This window comes from Nitrospira sp., from assembly GCA_005116745.1.
In the GTDB taxonomy this organism is placed as follows: domain Bacteria; phylum Nitrospirota; class Nitrospiria; order Nitrospirales; family Nitrospiraceae; genus Nitrospira_D.
On the sequence record SWDS01000002.1, the window covers coordinates 293,551 to 312,456 of the forward strand.

The 18,906-nt window shown below is 52.7% G+C and carries 13 protein-coding genes; all 13 read right to left on the reverse strand.

All coding sequences use genetic code 11. The features are described from left to right. Positions 1-76: 76 nt before the first annotated feature. Positions 77-1,522 (reverse strand): sigma-54-dependent Fis family transcriptional regulator, encoded by a 1,446-nt coding sequence (locus tag E8D52_03510; protein ID TKB70128.1) that lies wholly within the window; start codon positions 1,520-1,522, stop codon positions 77-79. Continuing rightward, positions 1,519-4,698: a PAS domain S-box protein gene (locus E8D52_03515; protein ID TKB70129.1), complete on the reverse strand. Its 3,180-nt coding sequence runs from the start codon at positions 4,696-4,698 to the stop codon at positions 1,519-1,521. The genes E8D52_03510 and E8D52_03515 overlap by 4 nt, the downstream gene beginning before the upstream one ends. Positions 4,699-4,864: 166 nt before the next feature. Then, a complete protein-coding gene (gene secF, locus E8D52_03520; protein ID TKB70368.1) occupies positions 4,865-5,782 on the reverse strand; it encodes a protein translocase subunit SecF in 918 nt (305 codons plus the stop codon). A 62-nt stretch (positions 5,783-5,844) separates the two neighbouring features. Beyond that, positions 5,845-7,482: a protein translocase subunit SecD gene (gene secD, locus E8D52_03525; protein TKB70130.1), complete on the reverse strand. Its 1,638-nt coding sequence runs from the start codon at positions 7,480-7,482 to the stop codon at positions 5,845-5,847. A 29-nt stretch (positions 7,483-7,511) separates the two neighbouring features. Next, positions 7,512-7,886 carry a preprotein translocase subunit YajC gene (gene yajC, locus E8D52_03530; protein ID TKB70131.1) on the reverse strand — a complete coding sequence of 125 codons (375 nt, stop codon included), beginning with the start codon at positions 7,884-7,886 and terminating at the stop codon, positions 7,512-7,514. 18 nt (positions 7,887-7,904) lie between these two features. Then, positions 7,905-9,080, reverse strand: a complete 1,176-nt coding sequence (tgt, locus tag E8D52_03535; protein TKB70132.1) for a tRNA guanosine(34) transglycosylase Tgt — start codon at positions 9,078-9,080, stop codon at positions 7,905-7,907. Positions 9,081-9,100: 20 nt separating this feature from the next. Beyond that, a complete protein-coding gene (locus tag E8D52_03540) occupies positions 9,101-10,825 on the reverse strand; it encodes an arginine--tRNA ligase (GenBank protein TKB70133.1) in 1,725 nt (574 codons plus the stop codon). Positions 10,826-10,905: 80 nt separating this feature from the next. Beyond that, the gene (locus tag E8D52_03545; GenBank protein ID TKB70134.1) at positions 10,906-11,922 is read right to left on the reverse strand and encodes a glycosyltransferase family 9 protein; all 1,017 of its coding nucleotides are present in this window, start codon (positions 11,920-11,922) and stop codon (positions 10,906-10,908) included. Between the two features lie 16 nt (positions 11,923-11,938). Next, positions 11,939-12,556, reverse strand: a complete 618-nt coding sequence (locus E8D52_03550) for a molybdenum cofactor guanylyltransferase (protein TKB70135.1) — start codon at positions 12,554-12,556, stop codon at positions 11,939-11,941. 89 nt (positions 12,557-12,645) lie between these two features. After that, positions 12,646-14,418 (reverse strand): c-type cytochrome, encoded by a 1,773-nt coding sequence (locus E8D52_03555; GenBank protein ID TKB70136.1) that lies wholly within the window; start codon positions 14,416-14,418, stop codon positions 12,646-12,648. A gap of 56 nt (positions 14,419-14,474) precedes the next feature. Next, a complete protein-coding gene (locus E8D52_03560; GenBank protein TKB70137.1) occupies positions 14,475-15,512 on the reverse strand; it encodes a cytochrome c in 1,038 nt (345 codons plus the stop codon). Between the two features lie 45 nt (positions 15,513-15,557). Continuing rightward, positions 15,558-16,862, reverse strand: coding sequence for a nitric oxide reductase (locus E8D52_03565; protein ID TKB70138.1), 1,305 nt, complete (start codon positions 16,860-16,862; stop codon positions 15,558-15,560). 75 nt (positions 16,863-16,937) lie between these two features. Then, on the reverse strand, positions 16,938-18,854 hold the full coding sequence (locus E8D52_03570; protein TKB70139.1) for a cytochrome ubiquinol oxidase subunit I: 1,917 nt from the start codon (positions 18,852-18,854) through the stop codon (positions 16,938-16,940). Positions 18,855-18,906: the final 52 nt, after the last annotated feature.

Sequence of the window (18,906 nt, forward strand, 5' to 3'; positions counted from 1 at the left end):
ATGACACATCCTCAGACAATACTCTCTTCCAGATCTTGCAATTGTTCAGACGTTGACTGGAATGAGAGTGAATGCATTATCCTTCATTGTCGCTGTTGTTGTACGCCGAAGGGATGCCGTAGCGTTTGCACTTTTCCCAGAGCGCCTTTCGGGACAGCCCCAAAAGTTTCGATGCTGTCGTTCGACTCCCATCCACGCGCTCCAACACGGAAACGATATAGTCCTTTTCGAAGCCTTCTCGTGCAGTAGCAAGTGAGGTGAGAGAGAGATCTTTCTTCTTTTTTCCTCCGGTCAAGCCCTCGGCACAGAAGCCGCAAGATTCCTGGGGAACACCCCCCAGATATGGGCAGGATTGCAATCCACAGAGGTCAGCCGGCTGCACTGTCGTTCCGTCCCGTCCAAGCGCCACGGCCCGCTCAACCATATTTTCCAACTCTCGCACATTTCCCGGATAGGAATAGCGGAGCAACAATTCATGCGCCTGCTGGGAAAACCCACGCAGTTGTTTGTTCAGTTTCGCCGAGCATGTTTCGAGGACATGCTCGGCGATCACCAGAATATCTTCTTGCCGTTGTCTGAGCGGCGGAACGATGATCGGCACGACGTTGAGCCGGTAAAAGAGGTCTTCGCGGAACCGCCCCTGCGCCACCTCTTTGCGTAGGTCTTTCTGTGTGGCGCACACAAGTCGCACATCCGTTTCGATCGGCTCATTGCTCCCCACCCGTTCGAAGGTACGTTCCTGCAGGGCGCGCAACAGTTTCACCTGTACTACGGGGGAGATTTCGCCGATTTCGTCAAGGAACAAGGTCCCTCGATTCGCCATTTCGAATCGCCCACGTCGCTGGCGCAACGCGCCCGTAAAGGCCCCTTTCTCATGGCCGAAGAGTTCCGCTTCCAGCAGCGTCTCCGGCAACGCAGCGCAACTGACTTTGATCAACGGATACCCTTTCCGTGGGCTGTTCTGATGCAGTGCGTTGGCGACAAGTTCCTTGCCTGTTCCACTCTCCCCCACGATCAGGACGGTGGAATCGGTCTCAGCCACGAGCTTGATCTTGTCCAGTACACCGCGCATCTGACTGTTCGCCCCTAAAATGCCATTGAAGCAGAACTTGTCCTCGAGCTGATGTTTGAGATCCTGATTCTCCCGACGGAGCGCGATCATGCCACCGACCCGCTCAACGATCAGCAGTAATTCGTCCATCTGGAATGGCTTCGTGATGTAATCAAATGCCCCCAGCTTCATCGCCTCAACAGCCGTTTCGACGGATCCATGTGCGGTAATCATGAGCACCTCGGTCTGGGGCTCCTTACCTTTGGCCGTCTGAAGCACAGTCAACCCATCCACACCCGGCAATCGCAGGTCGGTGATCACCACGTCATAGGTCTTCTCTCGTATCGCTTCGAGCCCTTCCGTGCCGGTCGAAGCTGCCTGAACCTCGCAGCCGACAGCCTCCAAAGCATCCATCATGGAAAGACGCATCAAGGGCTCATCGTCGACCAGCAGAACAGTCAACCCTTTCATGTTTCCCTCTCCGCAAAGGAACGTTCTCGTGACACGGGCAGGCACAGCGTGAACGTCGTTCCTGTTCCAACTTCGCTCTCGACTAAAATTTTCCCGCCATGCCGCTCCACGATACCAAGGTTGACCGAGAGACCAAGCCCCGTCCCCTCTCCTTCCCCTTTGGTCGTGAAGAAGGGATCAAAGATCCGTGGGAGCACCGAGGCAGGAATGCCAGACCCCGTATCGCTCACCTCGACTCGGCAAATACCCTCAGCCACGGAAGTCCTGATCGTCAGCACTCCGCCATTTCTCATGGCCTGCACGGCGTTCAAGATCAAATTCATCAAGACTTGCTCGATCATATGCCGATCAACCATCACGCTGGGCAAGTCATGGGTTGGAAATGTTTCCAAATGAATGCGATTGGAGGCAAAGAGATGCGTGGTCAGCCCTAACACTTGGCCGACGATTCGATTGATATCAGCCGGGCTGAAAGCTGGTTCATGCTGCTGCGAAAAATCGAGCAACTGCCGAACAATCTTTTGAACACGACGGACGCCATGTTCCATGGAGGTCCAATACTCCTCTTGACGTGCCGGGGAAAGGGTCCCCTTTCGAAGGTTGTAGAGACAATTGAGGATTCCTCCGAGAGGATTGTTGATTTCATGGGCCACCCCAGCCGCCAGTTGGCCGATTGATGCCAGTTTTTCCGCATGACGAATCTGTCGCTCCAGCTTCTTGGTCTCCGTCATGTCACGCGCGATCCCAAGCACTCCAAGGATCTCCCCGTCGGCCCCTTGAAGGGGAGAGACACTCACCATGACGGCACGCACGTCACCGAGCCGAGTGACGACTTCGACCTCGTACACCTGCTTGGCCCCGATATCCAGTGTACTCTTGAGACGTCGCCCCCGATGACGCCGGGAGAGCAGTGAGAGATACGGCCGTCCGATCAGATCATCCTTGCGATAGCCCCACGCATTAACCTTACTGTTGACATAGGTAAACTGCTGATCCAGATCGAGCGTATAAATGACATCGTTGGCATTCTCGAGCAAATTTTCCAAGTACTGCTTGGTCTCTTCGATCTCTCTTGTGCGTTCTCTCACGTTCAGTTCAAGATCTTCTCGGTATGATTGCAGTTGACGCTCGAGCTTTTTCCGATCAGTAATATCGCGAAGCTGCACCATCACCAGCAATTGTTCAGTCCCATCGACCCGAATCAAGTCCATTTCCACCGGGATCTCATGGCGATCGGCATGGTACACCGTCATTTCCTGAGTGGTGACCTGCCGTTGCTCCGTACTGACATCACACAACCAGCCTGTGAAGGCTCGGTGGTGCGCATCCGGGACGATCTCGAGCACGTTCTTCCCGATGATCTCCGACTCGGCATAGCCCAAGACGTGTTGTTCTCGTTCATTCACGGCCACGACGGCCCCCGTCGCACTCACCATAAACACCGAATCAGCGACGAAATCGAAAAGGGACTTATAGCGGGCTTGCGATGCTGTCAGCTGCTGTGTACGCTCCGACACCGCCTGCTCAAGCCCAACCGTGTACCGCTGAAGTTCCAGCTCTAACCGGCGCCGTTCCGTCACATCTCGGACGAACGCACGAGAGTGGACCAGTCCCCCTCGTGCTTGATCGAAGAGTGCCGTCGCATGAATTTCCACGTCGATCGGTCGGTGATCTTTCGCCAACAGCATCGTTTCGATTGCGGCCTGCCCCACACAAGCCAGCTGCTCCAGAAAGTGGGACACCTGTGATTCCTGTCCGGTCGGCACGAGGTGCAAAAGCTTCATCCCCAACACTTCGTCATGGGTATATCCGAGTTTATCGAGGCCGGTTTTATTGACATGGACCAGCCGACCATCTCGATCAAATTGACAGATCATTTCCGGCGCATGTTCGATCAAATCCCGATACTTCTCTTCCAACTGTCGAACCTCTATCATCCGCTGTTCGATCTGCCCGAATGAGCGTTGCAGATTGCTCGCCATGTGATTGAACGCTTGAGCCAATCGTTCAATTTCGTCACCAGTCTTGATCTCCAGTCTTTGCTCTAAGCGTCCGCTCCCGATCTGCTGGACACCATCATGCAACATCCGGATCGGTCGAACGATTCGGCGGGCGACGATCACTCCTGTGACAGAGAGCACGAGTAACACCATCATGCCGAATAACAAGACCTTGACCATCAACTCCCCCAGTGGGGCAAACGTCTCTGATGGATCTTGGCGCACGACCGTAATCCAGCGCTTCCCACCAATACTGCCTGTTGCAAGCTGATCGGCAAACCGTACCGGAGCAAACCCGATCAGGGCGCGCTTGTTTCCGTGCGAGTCGTCAGCAGCGACTGCCCATCCTGGCTTCGGAGCCCCCAGCGTACTGACCAATTCAGAATCGATCGAGTGGGCTTCTGGCGGAAGCACAGGACAAATCACAACACCCCCGTCCGAGGTGAACAACATGGCATGGCCTGTTGCGTCGAACGAACCCTCAGCAATGGACTGAAACAATGTGTCACGTCGAAGAAGAATCGTCACGGCGCCGACCACCATCCGATGTTGATCATCCAAAATTGGTGCAGCGACGATGACGACGTGAGTCCCAAACGCTGGATCAAAAGCGATTTCACCCACATAAGGATGCGGGCTGCCGCCTTTTACCACAGCCTGCCACCAAGCGGTCTTGGCATAGGAATATTCGACCTGAGGAATCGAACTGACCACCAACGCTCCCTGTCCATCGGTTACCAAGATGCCGACATAGTCTGACTTTCGAATCTCGTGCCATCGAATCAAATAATTGGTGACAATCCGGTTAACGAAGAGGGGGAATTCGCTGCGCTTGTCTCGCTGTCTCCACCGCTGTTGCCAACCCTGGATAATGTCCGAAATGCTCTGAGCGTCTTTGCCCTCGTACGTTCGGTTGGCTTCCGAAACGGCGGTGCGAAGAAAGGGCGCGGTTGCGAGTTGTTGGGCCTCGTTCATGCCCCGCGTCACATGCATTTCGATCCGGCGGGCGGCCTCGACGGCCACTTCTTTGAAGTTCGTCCCCGTTGACTCCTGCAGGGCGCGTCGTTCTTCGACATATATGAGGGCAAGCATGAGGGTCAGCGGCAGGAGACCGACCATCACGATCGCCGCGATGGTCTTCTGCTGGAGACTGTGAGACCGGCTCCAGAGATTCATACAGGTGCCTTTGAAGGGCGAGCTACCTCAGCATACTGCGGCTGGATCTCGAAATTCCAGACTGCCAAACATGATCTGGACGAATTTCAGAATCTGTTGATCTGACGAGCTGATGAATACCATCCATTTCCGACAAGTCGACAAATCAACAGATCAACAAATTCGGCTATGACCGTTTCAAAAGGCGACCCGAGGCTCCCGGCCACAAGAGTAAGAGTGGACTGGCCACGAAGACTGATGAATAGGTGCCGAAAATCACACCCCAGAGCAGTGCAAGTGAGAAATCGTGCAGCACTTCTCCTCCTGCTAGGGTCAACGGGATTAACACGAGCACGACGGTCAGACTCGTGACGATGGTACGACTCAAGACTTGATTGACGGCGGTATTGATCGTCGCTTCTTCGCTTTCCCGACGGCGCGATTTTAAGTTTTCCCTGATCCGGTCGAACACCACCACTGTGTCAGTTAATGAATATCCAGCCAGCGTCAAGAGTGCCGTCACAATCAGAAGCGTAATTTCTTTGTCCAGGAGATAGAACGCCCCGATCACAGCCAAGACATCATGAAACGTCGCCAGCGCGGCCGCAACGCCAAAACGAAGTTCGAATCGTGCCGCAATGTACAGAATAATGCCCACAAATGAGACGACGATCGCGACGAGCGCATCTTCCTGAAGCTTCTTCCCGATGGTTGGTCCGATCTCAGTGGTGGAATCAACCACGAACTTGTTGTTCGGGAACTCCTTGGAGAAGACTCCCACCACACGTTCGGCTACCTTTTCTTCGATCGTCGTGGAGGTCTTCACCCGGATGAGGAGCTTGTTATCCTGTCCGAATTCCTGCAGCTCCGCATCACTCAGGCCGTTGGCCTGCAGGGCCTTACGAGCCTCATCGATCCGGACCATCTGCTCAAACTTGAGCTGGACAGCTGTCCCACCAGAAAAGTCGATGCCCAGATTGGCAGAACCTCGCGCAATCTGGACCAGTGCGATGAGCCCGAGCAAGACCATCACGCCAGAAAAGAGAAACGCGAACGTGCGCTTGCCCATGAAGTCAAAGTTGGTCTTCCCAAGAATCTCTAACATGCGCACTCCCTTTTGATAACCCTGAGCTTCTCCATGAAGAGTCATCGCTGATGGCTTCATGGTTAGATGCTCAACGCCTCGACTTTTCGTCGATGATACAACAGATCAAAAATGACTTTTGTCCCGATCAATGCCGTGAAGAGATTGATGGCAATCCCTAGGCACAGCGTCACGGCAAATCCCTTGATCGGCCCAGTCCCAAAGAGAAACAGGGCGACTCCAGTGATCAGCGTCGTCACGTGCGAATCGATAATCGTCAAGAGCGCCTTGTCGTAACCAGCATCGATGGCAGATCGCGCCGCCTTTCCGCCACGCAGCTCTTCTCGAATTCGCTCGAAAATCAAGACATTCGAGTCGACTCCCATTCCAATCGTGAGCACAATGCCGGCGATTCCTGGCAGGGTCAACGTGGCGGTCACGGCAGAGAGGGCCCCCATCAGGCACACCAAATTCAAGACCAAGGCAAAGTCCGCGATCAACCCGGACAGACGGTAGTAGACGATCATGAAAATCACCACCATCGTCCCGGCGATGAGAGTGGCCTTGATCCCTTTATCGATAGAATCTTGGCCGAGGGACGGACCGACCGTAAGATCCTGCACGATCTTCAACGGTGCCGGGAGCGCACCGGCCCGGAGAACAATCGCCAAATCATTGGCCTCCTGGGTAGTAAACGTCCCCGTAATCTGCGCACGTCCCCCTGAAATACGTTCCTGGATAACCGGCGCCGAGTAGATGGTGTTATCCAGGACGACGGCCATACGCTTCTTGACGTTCTCGCTCGTAATCCGTTCGAATTCCTGTCCCCCCTTGGAGTCAAACGTGATGGACACATACGCATCGTTGAATTGACCGATGGAAACACGTGCATCGCTCAGCACGTCACCGGTCAACATGACCCGCTTCTTGACGACATAGGGCATGCGAAACTCGACACCCGTGTCCTTGTCGACCATGCGCTCGAATAAAATCTGGTCGCTCTCCGGCAGTTTGCCGGCAAACTGTTGAAGCACCTCGGCTTCTTTGTCTTTCGGAATACGCACCGGGAGATCGAGGTGGAGGTCTTCGTCCAACATTTTGAATTCGAGCAGCGCCGTCTCCTTAATCAGACCCTTGGCACGTTTTGGATCCTTGACACCGGGCAACTGCACAATAATTTGCTTCAACCCTTGGCGCTGAACGATCGGCTCCGCGACGCCGAACTGATCAATGCGGTTCCGGATGGTTTCCAACGCCTGGTTGATAGCAGAATCCTTGATGCGCTTGGTTTCTAGCTCACGAAGCTCCCACACCATGCTAGTCGTTGACCCCGCCGACTCCTTCTCGACAAACATGGGAAAATCATCGATCAGTTTCTGTGCGGAGGCCTTCGTATCGACATTCTGCAGCTGAATCACAATCTGCTCATGTCCGGTTCGCTTGACTGAATCGACCGCGAGTTTCTTTTCGGTCATGAGATCCTGCAGCGCGGTGACGGAACGGTCAACCGCGATCTCCACGGCGCGATCCTCGTCCACCTCCAGAACCATATGGATGCCGCCCTGCAAATCTAACCCCAAGGTAATCCCTTTGTTCGGGAGCACTGCCTTCAGCCAGCCCGGCAAAGCTTGATACACCGGCTGATAGGACGGGAGAAAGGCCACCACCGATACCAAGATGACCAGTGTTAATAACCAGAGCCGCCCACTTACCTTTTTCATGTCGTCCGTGACCCCTTATCCCGTGTGAACTACGCGTCTTTGTCCTTGTCCTTATCTTTGTCCTTGTCTTTATCTTCCTCATCGCCACGCACGCGCGAAACATTCTCGCGCTGCATTTTGACCTTAGTATTATCGGCAATCTGCAAGGTCACCGTCTCTTTCCCGATGTTGGTGATGGTGCCCCAGATTCCTGACGTCGTGATCACTTTGTCGCCCTTCTTCAAGGCGTCCAACAAGGACTGCTGCTGCTTTTGCTTCTTCTGTTGAGGCCGGATCAGAAGAAAATAAAAAATGACAAAGATCAAGAGGAACGGGAGCAACGATAACATCCCGCTCGCCCCTCCACTCGCAGATGCCCCGGCTCCGCTCGTCCCCTCAGCCCATGCAATCGATTCCATCAACATCAAGCCAATCCCCTTCTTCTATATGTGACCGTTCCCATCCAATTTTCCACACGGTTCTTCACGCTCCGCTAGACCAGCTATGGCCGCCTGTCGGGTGTGGTTCTGATAAAACGCGTCCCGAAATTCAGGAAACGTTCCCTCTCGCAAGGCTTCCCGTATGTGGCGCATCAATTCGGAAAAATACCATAAGTTATGAATCGTGTTGAGCCGGGCTCCCAGCATTTCCTTGACCATAAACAAGTGGTGCAAATAAGCCCGTGAGTATCGACGGCATACCGGACAGGTGCACTCAGGATCGATCGGTCGTTCATCCTCCGCATACCGTGCTTGCTTGATGACAACCCGACCGGTGCGTGTAAACAGAGAGCCTGTTCGGCCATGACGCGAGGGGACGACGCAATCGAAGAGATCGATACCCCGGGCCACCCCTTCAAGCAGATCGTCCGGATGTCCGACCCCCATAAGATATCGAGGCTTGCTTGCCGGCAACTCCGGAACCGTCACATCGAGCATCGCATACATGTCGGGCTTCCCTTCTCCGACCGACAGCCCGCCGATCGCGTAGCCGTCGAACCCCAATTTCACGAGGTCCCTCGCCGAGGCTACCCGCAAGTCCGGTTCCAATCCACCCTGGACGATGCCAAACAAAGCCTGGTCCGTTCGTCGCCGGCTTGCCTGACAGCGCTCCGCCCAGAGCTGAGTTCGGCGCACACCGTCCTGGATGATCGCTCGACCGGCAGGCAACGCCACACATTGATCAAGCACCATGATGATATCGGCACCCAACGCCTCTTCGATTTCTATCGCCTTTTCTGGCGTCAGGACATGCGTCGAGCCATCGATGTGCGATTGAAACGTGACCCCCTCGTCGGTAATCTCGCACAACTTCGCTAAACTGAAAATCTGAAACCCCCCGCTGTCGGTGAGGATCGCTCCCGGCCAGCCGGTGAAGGCATGAAGCCCCCCCATGTCGGCCACAATCTTATGACCAGGGCGCAAGTACAAGTGATAGGCATTATTGAGGATGAGCCGAAACCCAAGATCCTTCACGTCATCCGGTTCGAGCCCCTTGACGGGACCCAACGAGCCAACTGGCATGAAGGCCGGTGTTTCGACCTCTGCATGGCTGGTCGTGAGCAGGCCGACGCGCCCTTTGGAGTGCCGATCGGAATGTTGAACGTGGTACTGCATCATCTTCTACGGGGTCTGATCCGCTACATGTGCTCCGGCGCTGAGATGCCGAGCAAGGTGAGTCCATTTTGAAGAATCTGCTGGACCGCCCCCATCAAAACCAGTCGCGCCGCCGTCCGTTTGGATGTGAGCACTTCAGTAGAGGCCGACTCCTTGTTCTCTTGATCGAGTTCGGGAGGCAACACACGGTGTTTGTTATAAAACGTATGGAGAAGCGCCGCCAATTGTTGAAGGTAGTACGTCACACGGTGCGGCTCAAAAGCTAGAGCACTCGCCTGGACGACTTCAGGGTAAGAGGACAGCTTCTTGATCAACCCTAATTCATCAGGATCCATCAACACTGTCAGGTCTGTGCCCTCCGCAGATGGACGGGCAATCCCCCTGGCGGATGCGACACGCCACAGGCTGCAAATTCTCGCGTGGGCATATTGAACGTAGTACACCGGATTGTCGGCGGACCGTTGCTTCGCCAACTCCAGATCAAACTCCAAATGCGTATTGGAGTCGCGCATGAGAAAATAGAAATTCGCGGCGTCCGCTCCGACCTCATCGAGGACTTCCCGCATGGTAATGAATTCCCCGGTCCGCTTGGACATCTTCACTTCGACTCCATCTCGCAATAATTTCACCAACTGGACCAGCACGACATGGAGACGATCTTTGGGATGTCCATAGGCCTGCATGACGGCTTCCATACGCGGGATATACCCATGGTGGTCGGCACCAAAGACATCGACCAGCAGATCGTAGCCACGCCTCAGCTTGTCATGATGGTAGGCGATATCGGAGGCCAAATACGTATACTCCCCGTCCTGCTTCTTGACGACACGGTCTTTTTCGTCACCATACGTGGATGCCCGAAACCACCAGGCACCATCCTCTTGGAATAGGAGGTCGCGGGTTTTCAATTCTTCCAGAGCCAACTCGATAGCTTTGGACTCGAGAAGCGACGTTTCGCTGAACCAGGATTGAATCTCGATTCCAAAGGACCTAAGATCGTCACGGATGAGTCCCAGCAGTTTCTGATAGGCAAGGGATCGGCAGCGAGTTTCAAGGTCAGCAGGAGTCAGTTCACCTGCGACTCGGTCGAGTTCCTCCTTGAGCTGCTGTGCCAGCGATGTGATGTAGGAACCATGATAGCCATCCTCAGGAAACGCGATCGTCTGCCCTGACAACTCCTGGTAACGGGCATACACGGACGCGCCCAACAATTTCATCTGGCGACCGGCGTCGTTGATATAGTACTCGCTGACGGCCTCGTATCCGATCGCATCCAGCAATCGAACGACCGCCTGCCCGACCGCCGCCCCCCTGCCATGACCAACATGCAACGGCCCGGTTGGATTGGCGCTCACATATTCAACCAACACTCGACGGCCGGCCCCGACAGCTGTCCGGCCATAACGAGCTCCTTGCAACTCAACTTCACGAAGAACCTCCTGCCAGAGAGCCGGTTTCACCGTCAAATTCAAGAAACCGGGACGAACGATTTCAACACGATCAAACAGCTGCTCTCGCTGAGGAATGTTGTCTACGATGATCTGGGCAATATCATGAGGGGCCTTGTGCTCAGATGAGGCTAATGACATGGCGACTGTGGAAGCGAGATCGCCCCATTCTGGCCGTTTGGGCGCATCAAGACTCAGCGTGGGCCACGCCGCCGTCTTCAATTGCCCCTTTTGCCTCGCGCCATTGAGAGCGCCAAGTAGGGCCGTTGTGACCCTCTCTTGCACAAATCCTTGAGACACAATAATTCCTCTAAGTCCTTACCAAAAAAGGAAATTAGCTTGTTAATCTATCATATGGAATTGGGCAGAGACAAGGCGGTTCACGTGGAATAACGAGGGTTTGCACTACTCGCCCTCCGTATCGCAAGTCCCGATGCTATCAGAATCTTTTCGATCGGCACTTGAAGACAGGGCTTCCCCTCACACATTTTAACGGTAGCCCACGACTCACAGATACAGGGAGAACCTCGAAGGATCGTCACATGATGACCCTGAGGTGCCCAGCGATGGTAATCCGTAGGACCGAATAGAGCGATGGTCGGCACACCCAACAAAGCAGACAAGTGAGTCACACCTGAATCATGACCGATATACAAAGCCACCTGCGCAAACACTCCTGCCAGCTGCGACAGATCAAGGCCTCTGAGCACACGGGGTGCCCTACTCACAAAATGCAGTGTCTGGGCTACGGCATCCTGATCAGCTGGCCCCTCCACGATGAGGGGATACATCCCCTTCTCCCACAACCCTTCAATCAGCGAGGCCATTTTTCTGGATTCAAGGCGCTTGTGAACGCTTCCACTCCCTGGATGCACAAGAACCAACGATTGCTCCTGGGAGATCCCCAGCGCGTCAAGAGAGTCCTTCCCCCGCTCCAAGAGATGCGGGGGAACCTGTACCATTCTCTCCGATACACTATCTCTGGTCGGTTCACCCAGCGTCTCAAGAAAACGGTCGCTCTGATGCGTTGCACGTAGTCCCGTGGAAAATGGCGACTGAATCTGAACCTTGGCCACACCAAACTCCTGGAAGAAAGCACCAAGCATGCCTTCCTTATCTTCCATCCAGGCCACAGCAAGATCACAACGGTTCACGCATGAAGAGAGTTCCCTGGAGATCGATACGGTCCTTGAAAACAGCCTCAGACATACGTGGCCTTCCAATGGAAGGCCATTGCTGATCACCCCACATTCTAATAGGAGTCGACTCACCGCGGTAGAAGCTATGAGCACAATTTCATACTGGGGGAACTTCAGTCTCAGACTCTGTATCGCTGGGATAGCCAGCAGGATATCCCCAAGTGCACCGGGATGAATGATCAGGACGGTCCGTTTCACCTGTCATCCCTACACACTACGACCCACTCCCCGTACCAGGACCACACACTGATCGAGCCTGTTCCACATCCGACGGCGTATTGATGTTGGACATGGAGCGCCCATCGGGATCGATCTGTCTGATCTCCACTTCGGGAACCACACAGACGCGAAGGGCAGGATGACCCACCATACTGTGAATTTTCTTATTATGGAGGGTCATCATTTCCTCAATAACTGGAAGGCAGTTTCGGCCATAGACCGCATGGGTTGGCTGAAGACGAGTCGCCCACCGACTGATGACAATATCAGCTGAATCCTTCAGTTGAACCATATGCCGTATGACATGTGAGCTGAGAAATGGCATATCACAGGCCACGACGAAGATATGTTGGGTCTCGGCCAGTCGAAGCCCCGTATACAATCCACCAAGGCTCCCACAGTCCGGAATAAGATCACGGACTACCGGCACGTCCGCCTGCAGGGGCGGACTATCTTGAGCGATGACGACACAGACCGCCTCAAACACTTCACGGAGAACCGTCAAGCTCCGATCAAAGAGAGTCTCCTGACCGACAAGGATGAATCGCTTGTCTTCTCCCATCCTCCTACTTTTTCCGCCAGCCAGCAGAACACCTGTCACATCAGTGATCATAGGAACGTACCCTGTCTAAAAAAAAGAGGAGGCAGGTTTCCCCACCCCCTCCATCTTCTTGCTGCACTGAAGCGCGGCGTGATGAAACGCTACAGCGTCTTTCCCTTTTTCCTGTTTGCGCGACGAGTCAGAACCCAACCCTCCAGCAGTACCACTCCAACAGCGATAACAACTGGATAGATGTACGTTTCCTGAGGAACCGGTGGATTCATAAAGGTGTAGTAAAATGCGGACACCGCCATCTTTCGTCCTGCATCACCATTGTGACCATCCCACGCAAAGAAGACAGTGGGAATATATTGACCCACTTCAAAAAAGGTGTCTTCATCGTAATCCTGGTCTTTTTTATTTCCTACGGGCCGCTGAATCATGACATACCAGCGACCATTCTTCCATTCGCTCTTTACGAGCTTCATAGCCTCTTCGTAATTATCGCGCTCTTCAAAATCCTTATCCCAGCCTGTACCTTTAAAAGCACGAAGGGAGCCGTCAGCTTCCCACTTCACGATATCCATAGGGTACTGGTCGTTCGTCCCAAAGAGATAACGAGGCTTAATTGGAGCCGGCAACTCTTTCCACTTCACCGCCGTCTCAATAGCAATTGCGTCATTATAGACGGTGTAATTGTTTTGTTTCATCGCGATGGACCCTTCCTCGCCAGTCTTGGGGTCCTGCTCTTTCACATCGATATTAACCTGGGTTGGAGCCCAAGGGAGCTTCCCTTCGGCGACACTCTTCGTTCGATCATCCCACTCAAGGAGATAGACAATATATTTGTCATTGTAGAGCGACCGAACCCAGATATCATCGATTCGATTAACAAAGTTTCTTGGCTTATGGGTGATCTGTCCCCCCATGGCCACAAGCCGCTTTGGAGCCTTTTGCCAAGCCTCATGCTCAATCTCAGCCGGGATTTCCCCCTCAACGAGATCTGAGGGGATGACGAAGTTGATCTTAGGCTTATCGGTTAAGGGATCAATGGGCAGTGGATTACCCAATGTATCCCTTTCACACAGCGAACTGACAAAGTTGGCGATATCCCACCGTTCATCGACAGTCGTGTTATCAGCAAACGATGGCATCGGTGTGCCATTTACACCCGTAGAAAAAGTACGAAAGATGTTGGCGACATTGTACGGATCTTGACGACTCCCCCTGAAGTTCCAGCACTTATGCCAATTGGCCGGTTGGATCGAGAAACCCCAGTCATCCTTTAGATTGAAGGCGTTTCCATCGCCACGCCCTTCCATTCCATGACATTCGACACACTTTCTCTCGACGATCAACTCGCTTCCCCGCTTCTTACTTTCGTCAGTGGCTGGTTTAGGCTTAAGTTCAGCTAGTTGTAAAATCGTCTGTGTTTCTGACTGCTTATCGGTAAACTTTCGGTCTTTCACGAGTTGGGTCGTAACAAAAGAGAGGACTTGTAGGCGCTGTTCCTCGCTCAAAATCCCTTCCCAAGGTGGCATGGCAGAACCCGGCAATCCATGCGTGACCGTTTCAAACAGATCATTTTGTCCAGCTACAGGTTTCTTAGCATCGAAAAGTGGGAGTTCGCCGCTTGCTGTATGGCGAATTTTGAATGTGCCTTGATTAAAATTCCGCGGGCGTGGCCAAAGCCGGTCGGCTCCAGGTCCATCACCGGCTCCATCCACTCCATGACACCACACACACTTGGTGAAATAGACTCGCTTCCCTGCTTCAATCATTTCTGCTGACGGTTCAGGCGCAAGATCACCCTTCTTAAAACCCTCGGGAAGCCCTTGAGCAGAAACCGACGAATACCCAGCACTCGACACTAGAACCACTCCGAAGGCAGCAGCCGCGATGATCCCGGCCTTCTGAGTTATACTTTCCATCATGTTTGGCCTCATAATCTTCATTATGTCTAGTTTGGCATTCTTAAGGAATATGGCGACTAATCCCAGGTTCGCGGATAGTAGCCAGTGTGCCAATATTCAAACAACACAACCTTCCAAATTTCATCAACCGTCAGGTGTTGCTCCCATGGCGGCATAACTGATGCCCAGGGGAATCCTTCGTTGGGCAACCCAATTCCACCCTTCGAAACACGCCAAAAGATAAATGTTTCTTGCAGCTGTGCGATTGTGCCAGGATCCGTAAAGTTTGCCGGAATTGGATTGAAGGCAAAGGCGTGGAGCCCTCGACCATTCAAATTATCTCCATGGCAAAAATGGCAGTTCTGAAAGAATATCTCACCACCCTCTCGCACATACTTTAGGTAGCCCTGATTCTTATCATCCCACGGGTTGGCATTGGGCTTCATCAAACGCCCCATGCCCTGTTCAACAATATTGGCATTCGTGAACTCTTGATCGTATTTCCCTTCTGGATTCACACGATAGGGGTTCTGAGAGGTCTGTAACGTATAGGTCTTCCCGTGGACCTTCGTACTTGCAGGCGGTGCTGGATGAACCGTTCGTAATTCGATTGGTTCCTCAGACTTTGGCATCATGGCATTAAATGAAAATCCTCCGATGAGGATCGGCAGGAGCACAAGATACAGATACCGCAAGAGCCGGTTCCCCCCTGTCTGAGCATCAAGAACGTTCATGATGGGTTGCTTAAACTTCTGCCAGTCCTCTTCACTTGCGGAGACCCACATGAAAACTGCCACCAATGACACTGTGCCATACATGGCTCGCACGCTGAATGGGATAGGCGGGTACATACGGTACTTCAGATAGAGCAGAAAAAATACCCAGAAACCAATGCCCTGCCAAAACCGTGGAATAGCCATACCCATGGCATTCAACGTATAGCTCAATCCCGTAAAGCCGATCACATAGCATGCCACTTCGAGCAGCATTTGAATCGGCATGTAGCCTTCCACCAACCGTATGTAGGTTGAAGGAACGACATCAAGAACCATTCCGCCCAGAAGGAGAAGACCAGCCACTCCGATCAGGGCACCGAGCGACATCAACGCTTTCATCGGCAAACTCCCTTTACTCTCCGCATGACAAACACTCGGAGGCTACTATATTTTTGGTGGAGCCGATCCGGTTTTCACCTGAGATAAATAATCGACAATTTTTTTCAACGCGCCAGCACTCAGCTTTTGTCCAAAGACTTTGGGCATCGTGTTATCTGGGAACGGCTTCACCACATAGGCACTGGGGTCTACAATAGACTCCATAATGTATTCGGCAGGTGACTTGGCTGTTCCCTTATAAGTAGGATCCTTAATACGCTGCGGAGCTGTTGTCCCTTCTTCCAGTTTAGGCCCGATGGTGCCCACCGCTCCTGGGATGCCAGGGATCGTATGACATGAAATGCATTGCCCTTTGGCAAAAATCTGGTCAATCGGCTCTGTTCCATCGGCCATCAGGGATGTGGCTCCCGCAGGCTTTTCATCGGCCTGCTTAGGACGATCTGCCTCTGGAACAAACTTCTCGTACGACTTTACAATCTCTTCAAACGACGGAGCATCTATTCCTTCACGCAAATACATCCAAGTATCCACAGCCGCAAGCTCTGCAAGACTGAGGGAGATAGGCGGCTTATGAATAGAAGGCATAGGACTCTGCTTGTCATTCGTTCCCTTTACCCCATAACCAGCGACCACATAGCAGCTAGGGCATGCGTGCGATTCCGCAATGTACTCTTGCCCATTTTCTGCAGTTCCAGAGCCTGGGAAAGCCTCTTTCACCTCATAATCCCTCTTGGAAGGATTACCCTTGGAATACTTGGGATCCTCTATTCGTTCTTTCCCTCGTCCAGGGAGCCCTGCTAAGTTTGGTGCTCGTTCACCCAACATACCAGCATGGAATGCATGGCAAAGCGGACATTGGCCCTTCCCGATTGCGCCTTGCTCTTTATTCTTCCCAACACCGCCAAAGATAATCTTTTCGCCTTCATCGGCTAGCTGTTGTGGGGTCATCGAATCCCACGTCTTCTTTTCCTCTACCGGCGGGAAACCACCCTCGACTTGAGGAAGCCAGTTTCCATAGCCGGATAGAAACGCAGCGACAAAGAACATCAGCCCCCCGATCTTCAAGAGAGCACTGAGGTTGGTGAAATACAGCGCCATAACAAAGGTGCTTACCGTAATAATCACCAGTGATACTGGCAGAAGCCGATTTTGACCGTAGAAATTATTCGCATAGTTCGCGATAGCCATAAACAGCAAAAACGTCGCAATAATGCCGATGAATGTTTTGAAAACTGCGCGCTTCTTTGCTGCAGGATCGCTGATCGATACCTGAAAATAAACCAATAACCCGGCCAGGATAGCGAACGCCATCCAGCCCATGGAGAGTGCCTCTGCAATCATGTTACCCAAGGTCTTGACCTCCTACAGCTACAACGCGTGGACTGAGCCCCCACCATTGAGCCGACTAACAATAACCAACGTCCATTAATGACTGGCTGCCGGCTGCGGGACACCGCCAGGAATTCCAGCCTTAGATTCAACCGGAACCTTCTTCGCACCCAAGCTGCCAAGCCAGAAGACAAATAGGATCGTGATCCAAAAAAACAAAACATTGAATGAAATCATGTTGGCCGCAAATCCCACCGTATGAGTGTACGCCCATGGCGAGTTATCTCTCATGATCTCATTGACGTGCCAGAAGAGCCTGACTGACGAGCGAATATAACCCATCAAACCCATCATCCAAGTAAAGGCCGTTGCTAACATAATGAGCGCATACTGAGAGCGGGCTGAAATCTTTCCCCACTCAATCGGCCCTATTTGTTTAGCCCCCTGCATCATCACGCTATTGAGAGCAAACATAAAGAATAGACACGACAGTGTGGTCGCCACCTGAGGAACAGACAAACCAACGCGAACGTTTGCTGGAATGTAATATCCATATATCGCTAGAAAAATAATATTGAAGTAGGCGGCACCGAAAAATATGCCCATAAAGATATTACCGAATTTCGCCCACGATACGGTGGAAACTTTGTTTCCCCTCATGTACCAGACGAAACTCAGTACAGTGGTTGTAATAATGACATTGATCCCACCGTTTTTCGCCGACATGACTCCATAATTTCCCAAAACGGGATGCTGCTGCCCTCCCATGGCCTTCAATTCAGCCGGGGTCATGACCATGGTGTGAGGGGTAATAAAGACCATGTATCCGCAGGCAAGGATGAAAACAAGGTACTTAATATAGCGTTGGTACTTTTCGGCACCACGCATGCGGCCCATTGCCTGCCAGAGATAATAGTTCGTGCTCAGAAACAGAATCCCAATCATCGTAGCTTGGATAATAAACAGCCAGGCAAGCAGACCACCCATCAGCGTGATGCCCATCTGCTGACGATAGGCATACACTTCTCGCATGAGCCAATAGCCTGCAAATGGCAACGGGATCAAGAATGCCACACCGAGCGCCATGGCAATGTAGCCCATCCAATCATAATGAGCCCGATCCTCATCGGTCTTAGATGCCAAAAATTTATAGGCAGCATAGGCAGCGACAACGCCACCGCCGAATGCCATATTGCCAAGAATGCGATGCAGATTGAGAGGGTTCCATAAGGCAGTGTGGATCACATGCCAGATATTTCCAAGATACCGCCCCTGCTCATCGACGCCAGCAGGCGACATCATGAAACCAATCCAGGAGTTCGCCAGGAACATCAGCAATGTGCCGATGATATTCAAGATCACCGACATGCTCAGATGAATCCACTTCAGGAACCCCTCCCTCATCTTGTCCCAGCCGTAATAGTAGATGTAAAGAGTTCCGCTCTCGGCCACAAACATCAATGCATAGATATGCATGACGGGACGGAAAATACCTGACAGATAAGAGAAAAACGCTGGATATAAGGTCAGAAAGGTAAAGATGAGAATACCACCAAGGATAGCCGTGAGAGAGTATGCCGTCAGGCTGATCTTAATGAAGTCATAGGCCAGCTGATCATAGCGCTTGGCGAGCGCCTTATCCTTCGTCACGACACCCATGAACTCGATGATCATGCAGAAGATCGGCACGGCCAATACGAAGCTGCCATAATATAGATGCTGCTGATTGGCAAACCAGAGCAATACACGGCTTTCAAAGTTGTATCGCGGGTAGTCCCTGGGACCATCCACCGTTTTAGGGGCGGGAGCACCGACGACAATGCCCTCGGTTTTGTAATAGACATCTCGACCCTTTTCAACCTTGTCTCCATCCTTCTTAGCCGCATCGCCAGCAGGAGCCTCTTCACCGATTGCCAGTGAAGGTAACGCTACGACGATCGGAAGCAGAAGGAGGCCAACCATCATGCAGAGCGCCATAATCGAAAAGACGCGCTTGCCGGCTAAAAGGCCCATGGAATACCTCCTTGATACGCTTACGTTAAGATTCACAAGTTACTGATAATGC

Coding starts and splice junctions, on each gene's coding strand:
- E8D52_03510 (TKB70128.1), bottom strand. CDS start 1,522: ATGAAAGGGTTGACTGTTCTGCTGGTCGACGATGAGCCCTTGATGCGT.
- E8D52_03515 (TKB70129.1), bottom strand. CDS start 4,698: ATGAATCTCTGGAGCCGGTCTCACAGTCTCCAGCAGAAGACCATCGCG.
- secF (TKB70368.1), bottom strand. CDS start 5,782: ATGTTAGAGATTCTTGGGAAGACCAACTTTGACTTCATGGGCAAGCGC.
- secD (TKB70130.1), bottom strand. CDS start 7,482: ATGAAAAAGGTAAGTGGGCGGCTCTGGTTATTAACACTGGTCATCTTG.
- yajC (TKB70131.1), bottom strand. CDS start 7,886: ATGTTGATGGAATCGATTGCATGGGCTGAGGGGACGAGCGGAGCCGGG.
- tgt (TKB70132.1), bottom strand. CDS start 9,080: ATGATGCAGTACCACGTTCAACATTCCGATCGGCACTCCAAAGGGCGC.
- E8D52_03550 (TKB70135.1), bottom strand. CDS start 12,556: ATGATCACTGATGTGACAGGTGTTCTGCTGGCTGGCGGAAAAAGTAGG.
- E8D52_03555 (TKB70136.1), bottom strand. CDS start 14,418: ATGATGGAAAGTATAACTCAGAAGGCCGGGATCATCGCGGCTGCTGCC.
- E8D52_03560 (TKB70137.1), bottom strand. CDS start 15,512: ATGAAAGCGTTGATGTCGCTCGGTGCCCTGATCGGAGTGGCTGGTCTT.
- E8D52_03570 (TKB70139.1), bottom strand. CDS start 18,854: ATGGGCCTTTTAGCCGGCAAGCGCGTCTTTTCGATTATGGCGCTCTGC.